This is a genomic window from Clostridium pabulibutyricum (genome assembly GCF_058242705.1).
On record NZ_JBZAYZ010000001.1, the window covers coordinates 559,768 to 578,407 of the forward strand.

Genomic DNA, 18,640 nt, shown 5'->3' on the forward strand with positions numbered 1-18,640 from the left:
AAACCTCCATTAATTTTTGACTTGAAATAAATATTTTAGTATGATAGAATGAATCTAGTAATTCTACAGAACTTTGTTTAATTGCAGAGTGGGTTTTAACCCACTCTTTCTATTTGTTAAAACGCAGCGTGAGTTGCGTTTTTAATTATAGTCGTTAACATTTTTTCTCGTGAATTGTTTAAACTATGTATAATAAGGAGGGAATCTAAATGTATAGTTTAGAAAACAAGCTACGCGAATTGATAATTCCTATAGTTGATAAATTAAATTATGAATTGTATCATTTAGAACTTGTTAAGGAACAAAATGAATATTATTTGAGAATATATATAGAGAAGGAAAGTTCGGGAATAACTTTGGATGATTGTGAAAAAGTAAGCAGGGCTGTAAGTGAAATGCTTGATGTTGAAGATCCTATAAGTTTCTCATATTATCTTGAAGTATCATCTCCAGGTGTTGAGAGAAAACTATATACTGACGAGCATTTTAAAAGATATACTGGAAGTCTTGTGAAAGTAAGCATAGATGGATTATTTGAAGGAAAGAAGAAATATGAAGGAAAGCTTTTGAAATTTGATGAAGATGAATTGAAACTTGAGACTGAGCTAAAAGATTTAGTTATTCCAAGAAGTAAAATTTCCAGTGTGAGTTTGAAGGTCAATTTTTAAGGGGAGGGATACGGAAAAATGAATCAAGAATTTGTAGAGGCCTTGAAAGAGATAGTTAAAGAAAAGGGGATAAGTAAGGAATTGCTTTTCTCAACAATAGAGGATGCTCTTGTTGCTGCATACAAGAAGAATTATGCATCACATGGTGGTAGTCAGAATGTAAAAGTTACAATGAATAGGGAAAATGGCGAAATACATGTATATGCCCAGAAAAAAGTTGTGGAAGACGTAGAAGACGATGTAAATGAAATATCATTAGAAGATGCAAGAGATATAGATTTAAAATATGAAATCGATGATTTTGTTTCTATAGAAGTAACACCTAGGAAATTTGGAAGAGTAGCGGCTCAAGCGGCAAAACAAGTTGTAATTCAAAGAATAAAAGAAGAAGAGAGAAGAATTATATACAACGAGTTTGCAGAAAAGGAAGATGATATAATAACTGGTGTAGTTATAAGAAAAGACAAGAACAATGTTCTTGTAGACCTGGGAAAAACAGAAGCTGTGCTTGGACCGAATGAACAGATGCCAGGTGAAAAGTATAACTACAATGACAGGATAAAGCTCTATATAGTTGAAGTGAAAAATACGACAAAGGGAGCACAGATTGTTATTTCAAGGACTCATCCGGGACTTATAAAAAGGCTGTTTGAACTTGAGGTGCCTGAAATATTTGACGGAGTTGTAGAGATAAAGTCAATTGCACGGGAAGCAGGCTCCAGAACAAAGATATCAGTTCATTCAAATGATGAGAATGTCGATCCTATGGGGGCTTGCGTTGGACCTAAAGGTATAAGAGTGCAAAGTATAGTAAATGAGCTTAAAAATGAAAAAATAGATATAATAAAATGGAGCAAACTTCCTGAGGAGTATATAGCAAATTCACTTAGTCCGGCAAGAGTGCTTGATGTTGACATGGATGAAGACAACAAATTTGCTCAGGCTGTGGTTGACGATGACCAGCTTTCTCTTGCGATAGGCAAGGAAGGACAGAATGTAAGACTGGCCGCCAAGCTTACTGGATGGAAAATTGATATAAAAAGTAAATCTCAGGTAGAGGATTTCCATATTGATGATGAAGAAGTTGATCCAGAACAGGAATCTAGTGAAGAAATTCAAGATGATCATATTATTAAATAAGGATGGTGTGATTTATGAAAAAGAAGAAGATACCACAGAGAATGTGCCTTGGATGTATGGAAATGAAACCTAAGAGGGAACTTATAAGAGTTGTGAAGAATAAAGACGGAGAAGTATTTGTAGATCTTACAGGTAAGAAGAATGGAAGAGGAGCTTACATTTGCAAGAATGCTACATGTCTCGAGAGTGCCTTTAAGAACAAAAGACTTCAAAAGAATCTTGAAACCGAGATTGATGTTGAACTTTATGATAAATTGAAAGAAGAAATACAAAATGAAGGATAGCTTTCTTCGATTTTTAGGTATTGCAAAAGGAGCAGGAAAAATTCTTGAAGGATATAATAAATGTGAAGATGGCATGAGAAATGGTAAGGTGAGTCTTATTATACTATCAGAGGATGTTTCATCCAATACACTAAATAAATTTTTAAATTATGGAAACAAATATAATATAAAAGTTTTGATAAAGTACCGTAAGGATGAACTTGGATGTGCAATAGGCAGAAGAGAAATAAAAGTTATAGGAATTACAGATGAAAATATGAGTAAAAAACTTTCAAGTCTGTAAAACCAGAAATTTAATTTCGGGGGTGAAGTATTTGTCAAAAATTAGAGTTTATCAATTAGCTAAAGAGCTGAAAATTTCAAGTAAGGAATTGATAAGAATACTTTTGGAAGAATTCAACGTAACAGTAAAGAATCATATGAGTGTTATAGAAGAGGAAGATGCAGAACTTATAAAGGAGTTTCTTTCGGAAAAGTCGGATGCTGAAAATGACGGTAAGGCTGAAAAAAATGAAAATGCAGAAAATGAGATTGCCGTAGGGCACAAGGATAATTCCACAGAAAAGTCCGACAAGAAAACCGGAAACAAGAAAGAGGAAGTAAAGAAAAACAAGAAAGAGCCTGTGAAGAAAAATAAGAATATAAAAAATAAAAAAAAGAGCGGAAATCAGGTTCTTGGAAACAAGGCAGGCAGCACTGATAATATTGAAGATGCAAAAAATGATGATGACAAAATAATAGAAATAGAAGATACTATAACTGTAAAGGAACTTTCCGAGAAAATAGGTCAGCCTACTACTGAAGTCATAAAACAGCTTATATTTATGGGTGTAATGGCTGCAATAAATCAAGACATAGATTTTGCAACAGCGGAAAAACTTGCAGATAAGTTTGATGTCATGGTTGTCAAGAAGGAAACGGATGTAGACAAAGAGGCGGTAGAACAGGAAGATGATGACGATGATGATGAAAATCTTGAAAAAAGACCTCCTGTAATAACTGTAATGGGACACGTTGATCACGGTAAAACATCATTATTGGATGCTATACGAAAATCAAAAGTTACTTCTCATGAAGCAGGAGGAATAACTCAACATATAGGAGCCTATACTGTAAACATAAACGGAGAAAAAATAACTTTCCTTGACACTCCGGGACATGAAGCGTTTACTGCAATGAGAGCAAGAGGTGCCCAGATAACAGATATAGTAATACTTGTAGTTGCAGCAGACGATGGTATAATGCCACAGACGGTGGAGGCTATAAATCACTGCAAGGCAGCTGATGTTCCTATAGTTGTTGCAATAAACAAGATAGATAGGCCTGGAGCAAATATTGACAGGGTAAAGCAGGAACTTACCGAATACGGTATTACACCAGAAGACTGGGGAGGGGATACCATATGTGTGCCGGTTTCAGCCCATACAAAGGAAGGAATTGATACACTTCTTGAAATGGTAATTCTCACTGCGGAAGTTCAGGAGCTCAAGGCAAATTCAAACAGGAATGCCAAGGGAGCTGTAATTGAAGCAAAACTTGACAAAGGAAGAGGACCTGTTGCAACACTTTTGGTTCAGAATGGAACCTTAAGAGTAGGGGATTCAATAATAGTTGGAACTACCTATGGAAGAATAAGAGCAATGTTTGATGACAAGGGAAAAAATATAAAAACTGCAGGACCATCTATTCCGGTTGAGATACTCGGACTTTCAGAGGTTCCTTCAGCAGGAGACAGATTCCATCAGGTTAAAGATGAAAAAACAGCAAGGGATATTGCTGATAGAAGAAAACAAAAAGAAAGAGAAGAAAATCTTCAGTCTACACATAAGGTTTCACTTGAGGATTTATACAACCAGATAAAAGAGGGAAAGGTAAAAGAGCTCAATATAATTGTAAAGGCAGATGTCCAGGGTTCCATAGAGGCACTTAGACAATCTCTGCAGAAGCTTTCAACTGATGAAGTCAAGGTAAGGGTAATACATGGAGCTGTAGGAGCAATAACAGAAACAGATGTGAGCCTTGCTACTGCATCAAATGCAATTATAATAGGGTTTAATGTAAGGCCTGACAGCAATGCTGAAAGAGCAGCTGAAAAAGAAGATGTTGATATAAAGACATATAGGGTAATATACAATGCAATAGATGATATAAAAGCAGCAATGGTCGGTATGCTTGAGCCGGATTACAAGGAAAGCGTAACGGGGAAAGTTGAAGTAAGACAGACATACAAGATCTCAAATATAGGTACTATTGCCGGATGTTATGTTCTAGACGGAAAAATAATAAGAAACAGCAAAGTCAGAATAATAAGGGATGGAATAATTATATTTGAATCTGAACTCGCTTCACTTAAAAGATTCAAGGACGATGTAAAAGAAGTTGCACAGGGCTTTGAGTGCGGAATTTCAATTGAAAAATTCAACGACATAAAAGTCGGTGATATAGTAGAGGCTTATATTATTGAAGAGGTTAAAAAGAAAGAGCTTTAATTAAATATTATATTTTCATCAATGCGGAGGTGACGGTTTGATGTCTAAGTATAGAAACGGCAGAATAAATGAGGAAATGAAGAGGGAAATAAGCAGCATAATAAGAAATGAAATAAAAGATCCAAGGATAACTGCAATGATAAGTGTAACTAAAGTTGATGTTACACGGGATCTTAGTTATGCAAAAGTATATGTCAGCCTTTATGGAAACAATAAGTCAAAGGATGAGACTTTTGAAGCTCTCAAAAATTCTGCAGGATTTATAAGAAGAGAGGTAGGACACAGAATAAGACTGAGAAATACTCCAGAAATAATTATAGAGATTGATGACAGCATAGAGCAGGGAATGCACATAGATGAAATCTTAAGAAAAATAAAGGAGCATGATTAGAATGTCTATAGGGAATGTTGCAGCTGTAATTGAAAAGTGCAGTAATATTGCCATTACGTTTCACAAATCTCCAGATGGAGATTCTATAGGAAGTGCACTTGCTCTTTTTCAGGGACTTTGCAGCATAGGTAAACGTGCTTGCATTCTTTCAGTTGAAGATATACCTGAAGATTTTAAATTTCTACCATGCTCTGACAAAGTGGATTCCAGCTGTTTCGAACCTGATGACAGTGTGGATTGTGTAGTAGTTTTGGATTGTGGTGACAAGAAAAGAATAAATGCCAGATTGAATTTTGATAATAGAAATTATAAAATCATAAATCTGGATCATCATCTTACAAATGAGAATTATGGAGATTTGAATTATGTAGATACAAAAGCAGCTGCAGTTTCTGAGCTTGTATATGAACTGCTTTCTGAACTTGGAGTAAAAATAGACAAAGACATGGCAGAGTGCATGTATACGTCACTTATAACAGATACAGGTTCATTTAAGTATTCTTCAACGACTCCGAGAACTCATAGTATTGCAGGAAAATTAATAGGTATCGGTTTTGATTTCAGCAAAGTTCATAGAACAGTGTTTGACAATAAAAGTATTGAAGATGTTAGACTGATTGGCATGGCAATTGACAATATGGAACTTATAAATGATAATATATGTATAGTGAAAATTAAAAGATCCATGCTTGAAAATCCGGATATCGATACACATGATATTGTAAATGTGGGCCTTAAAGTGAGCAATGTTGAGGTATCAATACTTTTGAAGGAATCTGAAGATGGCAAAATCAAGGTAAGTTTAAGATCAAAAAATTTTGTGGATGTCAGAAAAATTGCAGAGAAATTCAATGGAGGCGGACATATAAGAGCTGCCGGAGCCGAGCTGGATTCAAATGATATGGATTTTGCAGCGGATATTATATTAAGGGAAATTCAAAAAGAGATGGTGTAGATGGACGGAATATTGAATATAAATAAACCGGTTGGAATGACTTCTTTTGACGTGGTGAGAAAAGTAAAATACATGTTGAATATAAAAAAGGTGGGACATACAGGAACTCTTGATCCCGGCGCATCAGGAGTTCTTCCAATTTGCATAGGACGTGCTACAAAACTTGTAGATTACATAATGAATGGTTCGAAGACTTATGTAGCACTGTTGAAGCTGGGGGTTTCCACAGATACCTATGATAGATATGGAAAAATGGTATCCGAGCACGATGTGGATATAACAGAAAATGAAATATCAGATGCCGTAAGAAATTTTGAAGGCATTATAGATCAGGTACCTCCAATGTATTCGGCGCTCAAAGTAAATGGAAAAAGACTTTACGAGCTTGCGAGAAAAGGAATAGAAATCGAGAGAAAAAGCAGGAAGATAGAAATATATTCCATAAAAATATATGAAATTAAACTTCCTTATGTAAAACTTGAAGTTAATTGCTCCAAGGGCACATACATAAGGAGTCTGTGCAATGATATAGGGATGTGTCTTGGCTGTGGTGGAACGATGTGGGAACTTGTGAGAACACACACCGGAAGTTTTGATATATGCGATTCAGTGGAAATTTGCAGCTTGAATGAAGTGAATGCTGAAGAGTATATTATTCCAATGGATAAATGCCTTTCGGAGTATGAGAGTGTTTTTGTACCGCAGAATTTCAAAAAACATGTACTTAATGGAGTACCGGTTAGAAGTCCCAAATTTTTGAGCAAGTTGAAGCTAGATACATTTTACAGGGTATATGTAGACAAGGACAGGTTTATAGGGATAGGTTCGGTTGAAGAAAACATTGGATTTAAAATGACAAAATTATTGATTCGGAGTAGTTAACAATGATGATAATTGAAGATAATTTTAAAATACATTTAAAAGAGAGTACCTATATTGCACTTGGAAGTTTTGATGGACTTCATCTTGGACATATGAGTCTTGTGAATAAAGTTATAAACCTTGCACGTGAAAATGATGCCAAAAGTATGGTTTTTACATTTAAAGATCATCCTAGGTCAGTTATAAATAAAAATGCGGGACCTAGAATGCTTATGAGCAATGAAATGAAGCTTGATGTATTAAAAAAAGCGGGATTGGACATAATAAATATGGCAAGCTTTGATAATGACTTTATGAAGATAAAACCTGAAGATTTTGTGGAAAGCTTGCTTGAAAAGTATAATGCAAAAGGTTTTGTGGTAGGATTCAATTACAAATTCGGGTATAAGAATATGGGAAATATTGATCTTATGAAAAAACTTAGTGAAAAATACAATTTTTCACTAGATATAATTTCTCCTGTAAAATATGAAGGGAAAGTTGTATCCAGTACACTGATAAGACAAATTATATCTGAGACTGGAGATATGACAAGAGCTTCAAAAATGCTAACGCGTCCGTTTTCCATAACTGGAAGTGTGACTTATGGAAAACAACTTGGAAAACAACTTGGATTTCCAACTGCAAATTTAAAAATGGATCAGAGATTTATAATTCCAAGGACAGGAGTCTACTACACTGCTGTAAAGGTTGGAGGCAATTTCTATAAGGGAATAACAAATGTAGGATTCAATCCGACTACTCATGATGGCAAACTTAGCATAGAGACAAATATTCTTGATTTTGACAAAGATATATATGGTGATAAGATTGAAGTTTGTTTTATTAAGAGAATCAGGAGCGAGAAAAAATTTGATAGTCTTTGCGATTTGAAAGCTCAACTTGAAAAAGATAAAAAGTATGCTTATACGAGAAGATTGTAAATTAATTTATAAAACTAATTTACAATACTAGATTTATTTGCTATAATTACAAACGTGATCCCTATGCTAAGAAATTCGAATTGCCGACGTTTTTCTTGGAATAGAGGGGATTAACAATTGGAGGTGTTGCAAAATGGAAAAGGCAGTTAAACAGGAAATAATGAAAAAATATGCAAGACATGAAGGCGATACTGGTTCACCGGAAGTGCAGATTGCACTTCTTACCAACAGAATCAATCATTTGAATGATCATTTGAAGATTCACAAGAAAGATCATCACTCGAGAAGAGGGCTTTTGATGATGGTTGGTAGAAGAAGAGGCCTTCTTAATTATTTAATTAAAGAGGATATTGAAAGATATCGTGCTATAATAAAGGCATTAAATTTAAGAAAATAACTTTAGAGCGGCTTCTAGACCGCTCTATTATTTTAAAAAAATTATTGTGATTTTAATTGTAAAGGAGGTAATTTAATGAGTGAAATTATTGAAACTACTGTTGCAGGACGAACTTTGAAGGTTGATTATGGTAAGGTGGGAAGACTATCCAACTGTGCTTTTTTCATAAGTTATGGTGAAACGGTAGTTCTTATAAATGTCAATGCATCTGAAAAACCTAGAGAAGGAATCGATTTTTTCCCTTTGAATATAGAGTATGCAGAAAGATTATATTCCGTAGGAAAAATACCTGGTGGGTTTATAAAAAGGGAAGGAAAACCAACAGACAAGGCGATACTTCATGCAAGAGCTATAGACAGACCGCTTAGACCGCTGTTTCCTAAAGGATATAGAAATGATGTTCAGGTTGTATGTACTGTAATGTCTGTAGATCAAGATAATCTTCCAGATATACTTTCCATAAATGGTGCATCTCTTGCATTATGCATGTCAAGTATTCCTTTCGATACTCCTGTTGGAGCTGTTTCTGTTGGAATTGTAGACGGAAATTTTGTGATAAATCCTACACTTGAACAAAGAGCAAAAAGTAAACTTGAACTTACAGTTTGTGCTACCAAGGACAGGGTAATGATGGTGGAAGCCGGTGGAGACGAGGTACCGGAAGACATAATGTATGATGCAATAAGTTTTGGATTTGAAGAGTGCAAGAAAATTGCAGAGTTTCAGGAAAAAGTAATGAATAAGTACGGCAAGGCAAAAGATACACCGGAGCTTTACAAGGTAGACGAGGTACTTGAAAAGGAAATAGACGATTTTTCGTTTGACATGATAAAATCTGCAATGTATATATCAGATAAAGATGATAGAAACAGTGCATTGAGTGAAGTCAAGAAGAAAATTGATCAGGAGTTTAAAGAAGAAGACAAATTTAAAAATGAACATCCTGACTATGATGGCGACATATCGACTGACATAAATGATGTTACTTATAGATTACAGAAGAAAATAGTAAGAAATATGCTTTTAAATGAAAACAGAAGACCTGATGAGAGGAAATTTGATGAAATAAGACCTATAAGTTGTGAGGTGTCCCTACTTCCGCGAACTCATGGAACAGGACTGTTTACAAGGGGACTTACACAGGTGCTTACGGTTGCAACTTTAGGTTCACTTGGTGATGCACAGGTTCTTGATGGAATAGGAATTGAAGAATCAAAACGATATATCCATCACTATAATTTTCCACCATACAGTACAGGAGAAGCAAGGCCTGTAAGAGGACCGGGAAGAAGAGAGATAGGTCATGGTGCACTTGCAGAAAAGGCACTTGTGCCACTTATACCATCAGAGGATGAATTCCCATACACAATAAGACTTGTATCAGAGGTTTTAAGTTCCAATGGATCAACTTCCCAGGCAAGTATATGCGGAAGCACTTTGGCACTTTTGGATGCAGGGGTTCCAATCAAAAGACCGGCAGCAGGAATTGCAATGGGGCTTATAACAAGTGATGATCTTTCTGAAGAAAAGATATTGACTGACATACAGGGAATAGAAGATTTCTTTGGAGATATGGATTTTAAAGTTGGAGGAACTGAAGTTGGAATAACAGCTATACAGTTTGATACAAAAATACACGGCCTTTCGATGAAGTGCATAAAAGAAACCTTGAAAAGGGCAAAGGAAGCAAGGCTTTTTATACTTGACAAGATAAATACTTGTATAAGTGAGCCTAGGCGTGAACTTTCTAAATATGCTCCAAAGACATGCACCATGCATATAGATCCTGATAAAATAAGGGATGTTATAGGTGCAGGAGGAAAGGTTATAAATAAAATAATTGCTGAAACCGGAGTAAAAATAGATATAGAGGAAGATGGAAAGATATTTGTAATGTCAGATGACAGTGAGGCAAACAATAAGGCCTTAAAAATAATAGACGATCTTACTCATGATGTAAAAGTTGGAGAAATATATCTCGGAAAAGTTACAAAGACTACAAATTTTGGCGCCTTTGTAGAAATACTTCCTGGAAAAGAAGGATTGGTTCATATATCCAAACTTGATTTTAAGAGAGTAAATAAAGTCGAAGATGTGGTATCTGTTGGAGACGAAATACTTGTAAAAGTAGTTGAGATAGATAACCAGGGAAGAGTAAACCTTTCGAGGAAAGATGCAATAAAAGATTCACAGAAAAAAGAATCAAAGGAAGAAGAAAAATAGAAGGGCTTATGTGCCTTTTTATTTTTACCCTATATTAAAGATTAAGTATACATAGTTATAGCATAAAAAGTACATAATATAAAAATAATATTGTTTGGCAAGATTATTCAAGTGATTTTGAAAGGGTGAAATCCATGTATAATGTATTTAAACTGCATAATGGATTGAAGATAGTTTTGGAAAATATAGATTATGTAAATTCTGTAAGTGCAGGCTTGTGGGTAAAAAATGGTTCTAGAAATGAGAATGCTTCCCAAAACGGAATATCACATTTTATAGAGCATATGTTTTTCAAGGGAACAGAGAAGAGAAGTGCCTTTAATATAGCTGAATGTATAGAGGATGTTGGAGGACAGATAAATGCGTTTACAGGAAAAGAAGCTACGTGTTTTTATGTAAAAGTTCTCGATTCACATATTGATCTGGCACTTGACGTAATATCGGATATGAAGTTTCACAGCAAATTTGAGACTGAAGACATAGAGAAAGAGAAGGCTGTTGTAATTGAAGAAATAAATATGAGTGAAGATTCTCCGGAAGATGTACTGTCTGATCTTCATAGCAGAGCTATGTGGGGGGGAAATTCAATTTCATATCCAATACTCGGCAGCAAGGAGAATGTAAATTCTTTTACGAGGGAACAGATCACCGATTATATAAAATATCACTATACTCCTGAAAACTCCGTCATATCGATATGTGGAAAGTTTGATGTCGATGAAGTGAAGTATCTACTCGACAAGTATTTTGGGACCTGGGAAAATCCGTCGGCAGAGGACTTCGAATATTCGAAGCCCGAGTTTAAAAAAAACTGTCTATTTAGAGAGAAAAACATAGAACAGGTCCATCTAGCACTTGGTATGTGTGGCATAAAAAATGGAGACGATGATTTGTATACTTTGCTGCTTCTTAGCAATGTGCTCGGTGGAGGAGCGTCTTCTATACTTTTTCAGAAGATAAGGGAAGAAAAATCATTGTGTTATTCAATATATACATATATATCTTCTTTTGACAATATAGGAGCAGTTACAATATATACAGGTTTAAATTCAGATTATGTGTGTGATGCAATTACCATAATAAAACATGAGGTGGATAAATTCATAAAGGATGGTATTGATTCAGAAAAGCTTGCAAAATTGAAGGAACAGTTGAAAGCAAATTATATATTGGGAATGGAAAATACAACAAGTAGGATGTTCAACAATGGAAAATCAATGCTTTTCTTAAACAAAGTAAGCACAGCACAGGAAATAATGGATAAAATAGATGACATAGACAATAAAAGAATAAGACTGGTAATGGAGAAAACTTTGAAATTGGGAATTCAAAGTGCTGCATTTGTTGGAAAAAATGTAGATATTGATACTGCTGAAAATATTATTCAGAAAGACATATATCCTTTTGCTGAAGCTCCAAATTTAAATATATAGTAATAACTATGTATAAAAGTTCATAATAATTTATTAAGAAATATATTATGAACTTTTGGGGTGGTGTGATTTTGGAGCAACATATGAAATTGTACAGCGATATGGAAAGATATGAGATTATAAATGTAAATGATGGAGAAAGATTTGGTTTTCTCGGAAATAATGATATAATAATCGATGAAAATGGTAATTTCAAGATACTTCTTTTAACAACTTCGAAATCAAAATTTGGTATTTTTGGTAAAAATGAATTTATTGAAGTTCCGTGGGATTGCGTGAAAAAAATAGGCTCTAAAACTATAATAATAGATGCAGAAGAAAAAAAGTTGAAAAAGACCCATTAACAACTCTTCATTTTAGTAATAAAATGATATAGATAAACATTATTTTTAAACAATATTCCTAAAATGAGGAACAAAGTGGAGGACAGATATGAAGATATTAGTACAAAAATTTGGAGGCACTTCTGTTTCAACTCACGAAAGAAGGCAAAATGCTGTAGGCAAGATACTTGATGCAAAGAAAAACGGATATTCTCCAGTAGTTGTTGTATCTGCAATGGGGAGAAAAGGTCAGCCGTATGCTACAGATACTCTTCTTTCACTTTTGAGCAGCCAGTTCAAGTCAAAAAATAAGTTTGCTTCTGATTTGATAATGAGCTGTGGAGAAGTTATAAGTACCGTGGTTATGTCAGATGAAATCTCAAAGTGTGGATTTAAAGCCTTCCCATTTATGGGTGGACAGGCATCTGTAATTACAGATGACAACTACGGCGATGCTTCTGTCTTGAATGTTGATGGAAAAAACTTGATTGATGTTATGAAACAAGATGGAATTCCTGTAGTTGCAGGATTTCAGGGAATGACAAAGAAAGGTTTTATAACAACATTGGGAAGAGGAGGAAGTGATGTTACTGCAGTGCTTCTTGGAAATGCGCTTGCTGCAGAAAGAGTTGAAATATATACGGATGTAGATGGAATAATGACTGCTGATCCGAGGATAGTCAAGGATGCCTCTCTTATTAAAAATATAAGTTACAACGAAGTGTTTCAGCTTGCGGATCAAGGTGCAAAAGTAATACATCCGAGAGCTGTGAAACTTGCTATGGAGAGCTCTATTCCGCTTGTCATAAAAAATACAATGAATGACGTGAAGGGGACGGTTATAAGCAATTACATGGCGGAAGAAAGACAGAAGCCTGTAAGTGGAATAACATCCATGAAAAACAGAATCCAAATTACTTTAAAATATAATAAAAATGCCACAAATGAAAATTATGACAGTGTTTTTGATGAACTGGCAGATAAAATGATAAGTATAGATCTTATAAATGTATTTCCAAAAGAGAAAATTTTTACTATAGGTGAAGATGATGCTGAAAATTTCAAAATAGTTATGGAAAATCTTGGCCTTGAATATTCTGTGATTCATGATTGCACTAAAATCGCAGTTATAGGAAACGGAATGCGAGGCATACCTGGAGTAATGGCAAAGATATTGAAAATACTCTCAAAGGAAAATATACAGGTTCTTCAAACGGCAGATTCACATACTACAATATGGTGCCTTGTAGATGGAAAAATGCAGGAAAAAGCAATAAATGCACTTCATAGGGGATTCAATCTGAATTGTAAATGAATATTTATTTCCTTACTGCGCAATATATAGTATATATAATTTAGCAGGGAGGAAATATTATGGCGGATAAAATTCAACAAATGGGAATGAATGCTAATAAACTTGAAGATGAAAGAAAGAGAGAAAATATAAGGGAGCTCGGGAGAGAAAATCTGTCGGAGGCTGGAGATGAGATTCAAATACTGCCAATAATAGGTCAGATTGAAGGGCATGAGGTGCTTCCACCCCAGACAAAAACTACAAAGTATGAACATGTGATACCGGAGCTTGTTTCAATTGAGAGAAATCCAAATACTAAAGGGGTACTTGTTGTTTTGAATACCGTAGGCGGAGATGTTGAAGCCGGACTTGCCATAGCGGAAATGATAAGCAGTTTGAGCAAGGTTACAGTGTCTCTTGTAGTAGGAGGAGGCCATTCAATAGGGGTGCCTCTTGCCACCAGCTCGGATTATTCATTTATCTCTCCTTCTGCAACCATGATAGTTCATCCCGTTAGAATGAATGGAATGATAATAGGAGTGCATCAGACCTTTGAATATTTTAATAAAATACAGGATCGTGTAAATGATTTTATAGTAAGAACATCGAAAATTTCCAGTTCAAAGCTGAGCGGGCTTATGTCAAAAACTGATGAACTTTTGAATGATGTTGGCACCATGCTTATAGGAAAAGAAGCAGTGGATGTGGGAATAATAGATGAAGTCGGTGGAATAAGCCAGGCACTTCTAAAACTTCATGAGCTTATGAAAGAGCAAAGATAGAGCCATAGGGACAGCTACTCCTATGGTGTTTGTATTTAATACGCAAAAGGAAATGAACATGCTGTGTAGAATATATTAACTATGGGAGACAGCTGAAGAGGTGATTATATGGCGAGAAAAAAGAGAAGAGGACACAATGAAAACAATGATATGAAAGGGATAATACTTATTACCATAGGAATTTTAATGATAGTTAGTGTATTTTCGCCTTCAACATCAGGTGTAGTTGGCAGAGGTGTAAAAAAACTGCTTATTGGGATCATGGGACTTGGTGCTTTTGTATTTCCTGTACTTATAATATTTGTAGGAGGATGTTTTCTGGCGTCAAAAAACAGGATTAGTTTTGGAAGAAAATTTTATGGAATATTTTTATTTATTTTAACCACACTTCTTTTTATCCAAATGATAATTATGTCTGACTATTATCCAGCAGATAGTATATTTGAAAGTATAGGCAGGCTTTATAACAGAGAAGGGATAATACATGGTGGAGTAATAAGTCTCATTATTGACATACCGCTTTTTAACCTGTTTGGAGATACAGGATGTTATATTATATTTCTTGCAGCGTATTGTATATCCTTTATGCTTATTACAAAATTCAGTGTTTATAGTTTGTTGCAGGGAATAAGAACTTCGATTTTTTCTAAGGATAAAATGATTGATGATACTGTAGTGCAGCAGAATGACGAGAAAAAAGTAACTGACAGCAACGAAAGAGAAGGCTTTGTGAAAGGTCTAAACAACAGGATAAAAATATTAAATTTTATGAAGTCAAAGGAAAGTCAAATTGCAGATGACTGTAAAGAAGAGATAATGGGGACAAAAGAAGAGTCATTTAATCATCCAATTGACATAGAAATAGCATCAGACAAGATTCCGGACAAGTCTATAAATGATGAGTTGAACAAGAACATGGTTGAAAGTGAAGGATTAGATACTGTATACAACTATCCGGATACAGGTCTCTTAAATGTTAATAAACAACTTAACATGAATAAGGCAGACGACAAGAGGGGACTTATAAAGAGTGCAAATAAACTCGAGGAGACATTAAACAGTTTTGGCGTGGATGCCAAAGTGATGCAGGTAAGCAAGGGACCGTCAGTTACAAGATTTGAAGTGCAGCCGAGTCCCGGAGTGAAAGTAAGTAAAATAGTAAATCTATCAGATGATATTGCATTGGGACTTGCAGCTGCAGGAGTGAGAATAGAAGCACCTATACCTGGAAAATCGGTTATAGGTATAGAAGTTCCAAACAAAGTACTTACTCCCGTATATTTGAGAGAAGTTATAGAGTCAAAGGAATTTAAAAATTCCAAGTCAAATTTGTGTTTTTGTCTTGGAAAGGACATAGGGGGTAATTGCATAGTTTCCGATCTTACAAAAATGCCCCATCTTTTGATTGCAGGGGCTACAGGATCAGGAAAGAGCGTATGTATAAACACCATGATTATAAGCCTTTTGTATAAATATTCTCCGGATCAGGTAAAGCTGCTTATGATAGATCCTAAAGTAGTTGAACTAAGCGTGTACAATGGAATACCACATCTTCTGATACCAGTTGTTACTGCCCCTAAAAAGGCTGCAGGAGCACTTAACTGGGCTGTACAGGAGATGGACAGAAGATATAAACTTTTTGCAGATAATGGAGTTAGAAATATAGAGGGATACAACGAACTTGTAAAAAAAGGAAATAATGAATCAGAGCTCCCATTTGTCGTAATGATAATTGACGAACTTGCAGATCTTATGATGGTATGCCCAAATGAGATTGAAGATTATATAGGCCGCCTTGCACAGATGGCTAGAGCCGCAGGAATGCATCTTGTAATAGCAACGCAGAGACCATCTGTAGATGTAATTACTGGAGTTATAAAGGCAAACATACCTTCCAGAATATCATTTGCAGTGTCAAGTCAGATAGATTCGAGAACAATACTCGATTCAAGTGGCGCGGAAAAGCTTCTTGGAAAAGGAGACATGCTTTTTTATCCTGTAGGAGAGTCAAAGCCTGTTAGAATACAGGGAGCCTTTATAGCAGAAAAAGAAGTTGAAAATGTTGTGAAATTTATAAAAGATAATCAGGGTGAGCCACAGTACGAGGATAGAATAATGGAAGAAATAGATACAAATACAGAAGTTAAGGATGATGATTGTGACGAGCTTCTTCATGAAGCAATACGAATAGTAATAGATGCGGGACAGGCATCTGCCTCGCTTGTTCAGAGAAGACTGAGGGTCGGATATAATAGGGCGGCAAGAATAATAGAACAAATGGAGGAAAGAGGAATAATATCTGGAAGAGATGGCACAAAACCAAGGCAGATTCTTGTAGATAAAGATGAATATAAAGATAAGTCCTGAATTGTGTATTTTATCTTGTAAAAAATATAAAGTAGATTTAAAATAACATATGTGTTTATAATTTAAAATTAAGGCCTTATTTGGGAGGAAAAAATTGTATAGATTAAAAGTTGGACTTATAAGCCTCGGTTGTGACAAGAATAAAATAGATTCAGAAATCATTTTGAACAAATTAAAGGTTGAATATGATATTACGCTGGATATGCGGGAAGCTGAAATAATCATTGTAAATACTTGTGGATTTATAGAATCTGCCAAACAAGAATCTATAGATACGATACTTGAGATGTCAAAGTACAAGGAAAAGTTTAAATGTAGGATATTGATTGTGACCGGATGTTTAAGCCAGCGTTACGGGAAAAAACTTGTTGATCTCATGCCGGAGGTTGATATAATGCTTGGTGTAAATGACTATGACAAATTAAATTCCAGCATAGAGAATTATATTGAAGGCAGAGAGCGGATATACAAGTTTACAGGGTATAAAAATTCAGTGAATGACGGCGACAGAATGCCTGTGGGAGCCTGTAGCACAGCTTATGTTAGAATTGCGGAAGGATGTGATAACTTTTGCACCTATTGTATAATTCCTAAAATAAGAGGTAAATATAGAAGCAGGGATATGGAATCAATACTTGAAGAATGCAGAAATTTATCACGACTTGGCACAAGGGAAATAATACTTATAGCACAGGATGTAACCAGGTATGGAATTGATATTTATGGAAAAAAGGTACTTCATGAACTTATACGCAAGATATCTAAAATAGATGGTATAAAGTGGATAAGACTATTGTATTGTTATCCGGAAGAAATAACTGAAAATCTGATTGATGAGATAGCAAGAAATGATAAAGTCTGTAATTATATAGATATACCGCTGCAGCATATAAGCGATAAAATTTTGAAGGCCATGGGAAGAAAAGGAACAAAATCTCAAATAATAGACAATATTGAAAAGTTGAGGTCCAGGGTTCCGGGGATTACGATAAGAACGACGCTTATAGTTGGCTTTCCGGGAGAAGATGAAGAAAGTTTTCAGGAACTGAAAGACTTTGTAGCCGGTATGAAGTTTGAAAAGCTCGGGGTGTTCAAATATTCCAGAGAGGAAGGAACTCCGGCGTATAGTATGAAGTGGCAGGTAAGTGAAAGCTTAAAGCAAGAGCGCGAAGAAGATATAATGCTTCTTCAACAGAACATATCTAGAAAAATAAACAGAAGTAAAGTTGGAAAAACATATGATGTAATAATAGATGGAATAAAAGATGAATTTTACTTTGGAAGAAGCTGTGAAATGTCACCTGAGATAGATGGGTGTATATTTGTAAAAAGAGAAAGTGGAAGAGAAATCAAAGATGGTACTATATTAAAAGTAAAGATAACGGATAGTTTAGAATATGATTTGGTAGGAGTTGTATGTGATGAATTTAGCGAATAAACTTACAATTATTAGGATAATACTTGTCCCTGTTTTTTTGGTGTTTATGGCAGTAGAAGGGATACAGTATTTCAAGATTATTGCGATTGTGGTATTTATTATAGCTTCTATAACCGATAAACTTGACGGATACATAGCAAGGAGCAGAAATCAAATAACACGATTTGGAAAGCTCATGGATCCTCTTGCAGATAAACTTCTTGTAACAGCAGCACTTGTATCCCTTGTAGAATATCACATAATACCTGCATGGGTGTCAATGATTATAATAGCAAGGGAGTTTGCAGTTACGGGACTTAGAACAGTTGCAGCGGCAGAGGGAATAGTAATAGCTGCAAGCCCATGGGGAAAGGCAAAAACTTTTACACAGATAATTGCAATTGTAATTGCGCTTTTAAATCTCAACAGTAAAGATGTTTCAATCGATTTTTTAGGAAAAATTACATGGAATTTCAGCAGCTTTTTTAATGTACTCACACTTGTTACAATGGGAATTGCAATAGTTATAACCATAATATCCGGTGTAGATTATTTTGTTAAAAATAAAGAGGTTATGAGACCAGACAAATAAGAGTTTAAAGTAGAGTTTTAATTCATCTGCCAAAAGTCAAGGTTTGTGGATTAGAACTCTAAAATTATGTCCATAATTAA

The 18,640-nt window shown here is 35.0% G+C and carries 18 protein-coding genes; all 18 read left to right on the forward strand.

Annotated elements, in window-relative coordinates:
* Positions 1-209: 209 nt before the first annotated feature.
* The 18 genes from rimP (at position 210) to pgsA (ending at position 18,560) form a co-directional block, all read left to right on the forward strand.
* Positions 210-668: a ribosome maturation factor RimP gene (gene rimP, locus AC4CVH_RS02855; protein WP_490786204.1), complete on the forward strand. Its 459-nt coding sequence runs from the start codon at positions 210-212 to the stop codon at positions 666-668.
* 18 nt (positions 669-686) lie between these two features.
* A complete protein-coding gene (gene nusA / locus AC4CVH_RS02860; protein ID WP_490786205.1) occupies positions 687-1,808 on the forward strand; it encodes a transcription termination factor NusA in 1,122 nt (373 codons plus the stop codon).
* 14 nt (positions 1,809-1,822) lie between these two features.
* On the forward strand, positions 1,823-2,092 hold the full coding sequence (rnpM, locus tag AC4CVH_RS02865; protein ID WP_490786206.1) for an RNase P modulator RnpM: 270 nt from the start codon (positions 1,823-1,825) through the stop codon (positions 2,090-2,092).
* A complete protein-coding gene (locus AC4CVH_RS02870) occupies positions 2,082-2,375 on the forward strand; it encodes a ribosomal L7Ae/L30e/S12e/Gadd45 family protein (protein ID WP_490786207.1) in 294 nt (97 codons plus the stop codon). Before rnpM ends, AC4CVH_RS02870 begins: the two co-directional genes overlap by 11 nt.
* A 31-nt stretch (positions 2,376-2,406) precedes the next feature.
* The gene (gene infB, locus AC4CVH_RS02875; RefSeq protein WP_490786208.1) at positions 2,407-4,581 is read left to right on the forward strand and encodes a translation initiation factor IF-2; all 2,175 of its coding nucleotides are present in this window, start codon (positions 2,407-2,409) and stop codon (positions 4,579-4,581) included.
* A gap of 40 nt (positions 4,582-4,621) precedes the next feature.
* Positions 4,622-4,972 (forward strand): 30S ribosome-binding factor RbfA, encoded by a 351-nt coding sequence (gene rbfA / locus AC4CVH_RS02880; RefSeq protein WP_490786209.1) that lies wholly within the window; start codon positions 4,622-4,624, stop codon positions 4,970-4,972.
* A gap of 1 nt (position 4,973) precedes the next feature.
* On the forward strand, positions 4,974-5,927 hold the full coding sequence (locus tag AC4CVH_RS02885; RefSeq protein WP_490786210.1) for a DHH family phosphoesterase: 954 nt from the start codon (positions 4,974-4,976) through the stop codon (positions 5,925-5,927).
* On the forward strand, positions 5,928-6,809 hold the full coding sequence (gene truB / locus AC4CVH_RS02890) for a tRNA pseudouridine(55) synthase TruB (protein WP_490786211.1): 882 nt from the start codon (positions 5,928-5,930) through the stop codon (positions 6,807-6,809).
* A 2-nt stretch (positions 6,810-6,811) separates the two neighbouring features.
* A complete protein-coding gene (locus tag AC4CVH_RS02895) occupies positions 6,812-7,732 on the forward strand; it encodes a bifunctional riboflavin kinase/FAD synthetase (protein ID WP_490786212.1) in 921 nt (306 codons plus the stop codon).
* 133 nt (positions 7,733-7,865) lie between these two features.
* Positions 7,866-8,129, forward strand: a complete 264-nt coding sequence (gene rpsO / locus AC4CVH_RS02900; protein ID WP_490786213.1) for a 30S ribosomal protein S15 — start codon at positions 7,866-7,868, stop codon at positions 8,127-8,129.
* Positions 8,130-8,204: 75 nt separating this feature from the next.
* On the forward strand, positions 8,205-10,352 hold the full coding sequence (locus AC4CVH_RS02905; protein ID WP_490786214.1) for a polyribonucleotide nucleotidyltransferase: 2,148 nt from the start codon (positions 8,205-8,207) through the stop codon (positions 10,350-10,352).
* 134 nt (positions 10,353-10,486) lie between these two features.
* Complete coding sequence (locus tag AC4CVH_RS02910; protein ID WP_490786215.1) at positions 10,487-11,785, forward strand: M16 family metallopeptidase; 1,299 nt, start codon at positions 10,487-10,489, stop codon at positions 11,783-11,785.
* A gap of 71 nt (positions 11,786-11,856) precedes the next feature.
* A complete protein-coding gene (locus tag AC4CVH_RS02915; protein ID WP_490786216.1) occupies positions 11,857-12,129 on the forward strand; it encodes a YlmC/YmxH family sporulation protein in 273 nt (90 codons plus the stop codon).
* Positions 12,130-12,217: 88 nt separating this feature from the next.
* Positions 12,218-13,423 carry an aspartate kinase gene (gene dapG / locus AC4CVH_RS02920; RefSeq protein WP_490786217.1) on the forward strand — a complete coding sequence of 402 codons (1,206 nt, stop codon included), beginning with the start codon at positions 12,218-12,220 and terminating at the stop codon, positions 13,421-13,423.
* 59 nt (positions 13,424-13,482) lie between these two features.
* Complete coding sequence (locus AC4CVH_RS02925) at positions 13,483-14,184, forward strand: ClpP family protease (protein WP_490786218.1); 702 nt, start codon at positions 13,483-13,485, stop codon at positions 14,182-14,184.
* Between the two features lie 108 nt (positions 14,185-14,292).
* Positions 14,293-16,551 carry an FtsK/SpoIIIE family DNA translocase gene (locus tag AC4CVH_RS02930; RefSeq protein ID WP_490786219.1) on the forward strand — a complete coding sequence of 753 codons (2,259 nt, stop codon included), beginning with the start codon at positions 14,293-14,295 and terminating at the stop codon, positions 16,549-16,551.
* 94 nt (positions 16,552-16,645) lie between these two features.
* Entirely contained in the window at positions 16,646-17,989 is a 1,344-nt protein-coding gene (gene rimO, locus AC4CVH_RS02935) for a 30S ribosomal protein S12 methylthiotransferase RimO (protein WP_490786220.1), read from the forward strand.
* Positions 17,973-18,560: a CDP-diacylglycerol--glycerol-3-phosphate 3-phosphatidyltransferase gene (pgsA, locus tag AC4CVH_RS02940; protein ID WP_490786221.1), complete on the forward strand. Its 588-nt coding sequence runs from the start codon at positions 17,973-17,975 to the stop codon at positions 18,558-18,560. Before rimO ends, pgsA begins: the two co-directional genes overlap by 17 nt.
* Positions 18,561-18,640: the final 80 nt, after the last annotated feature.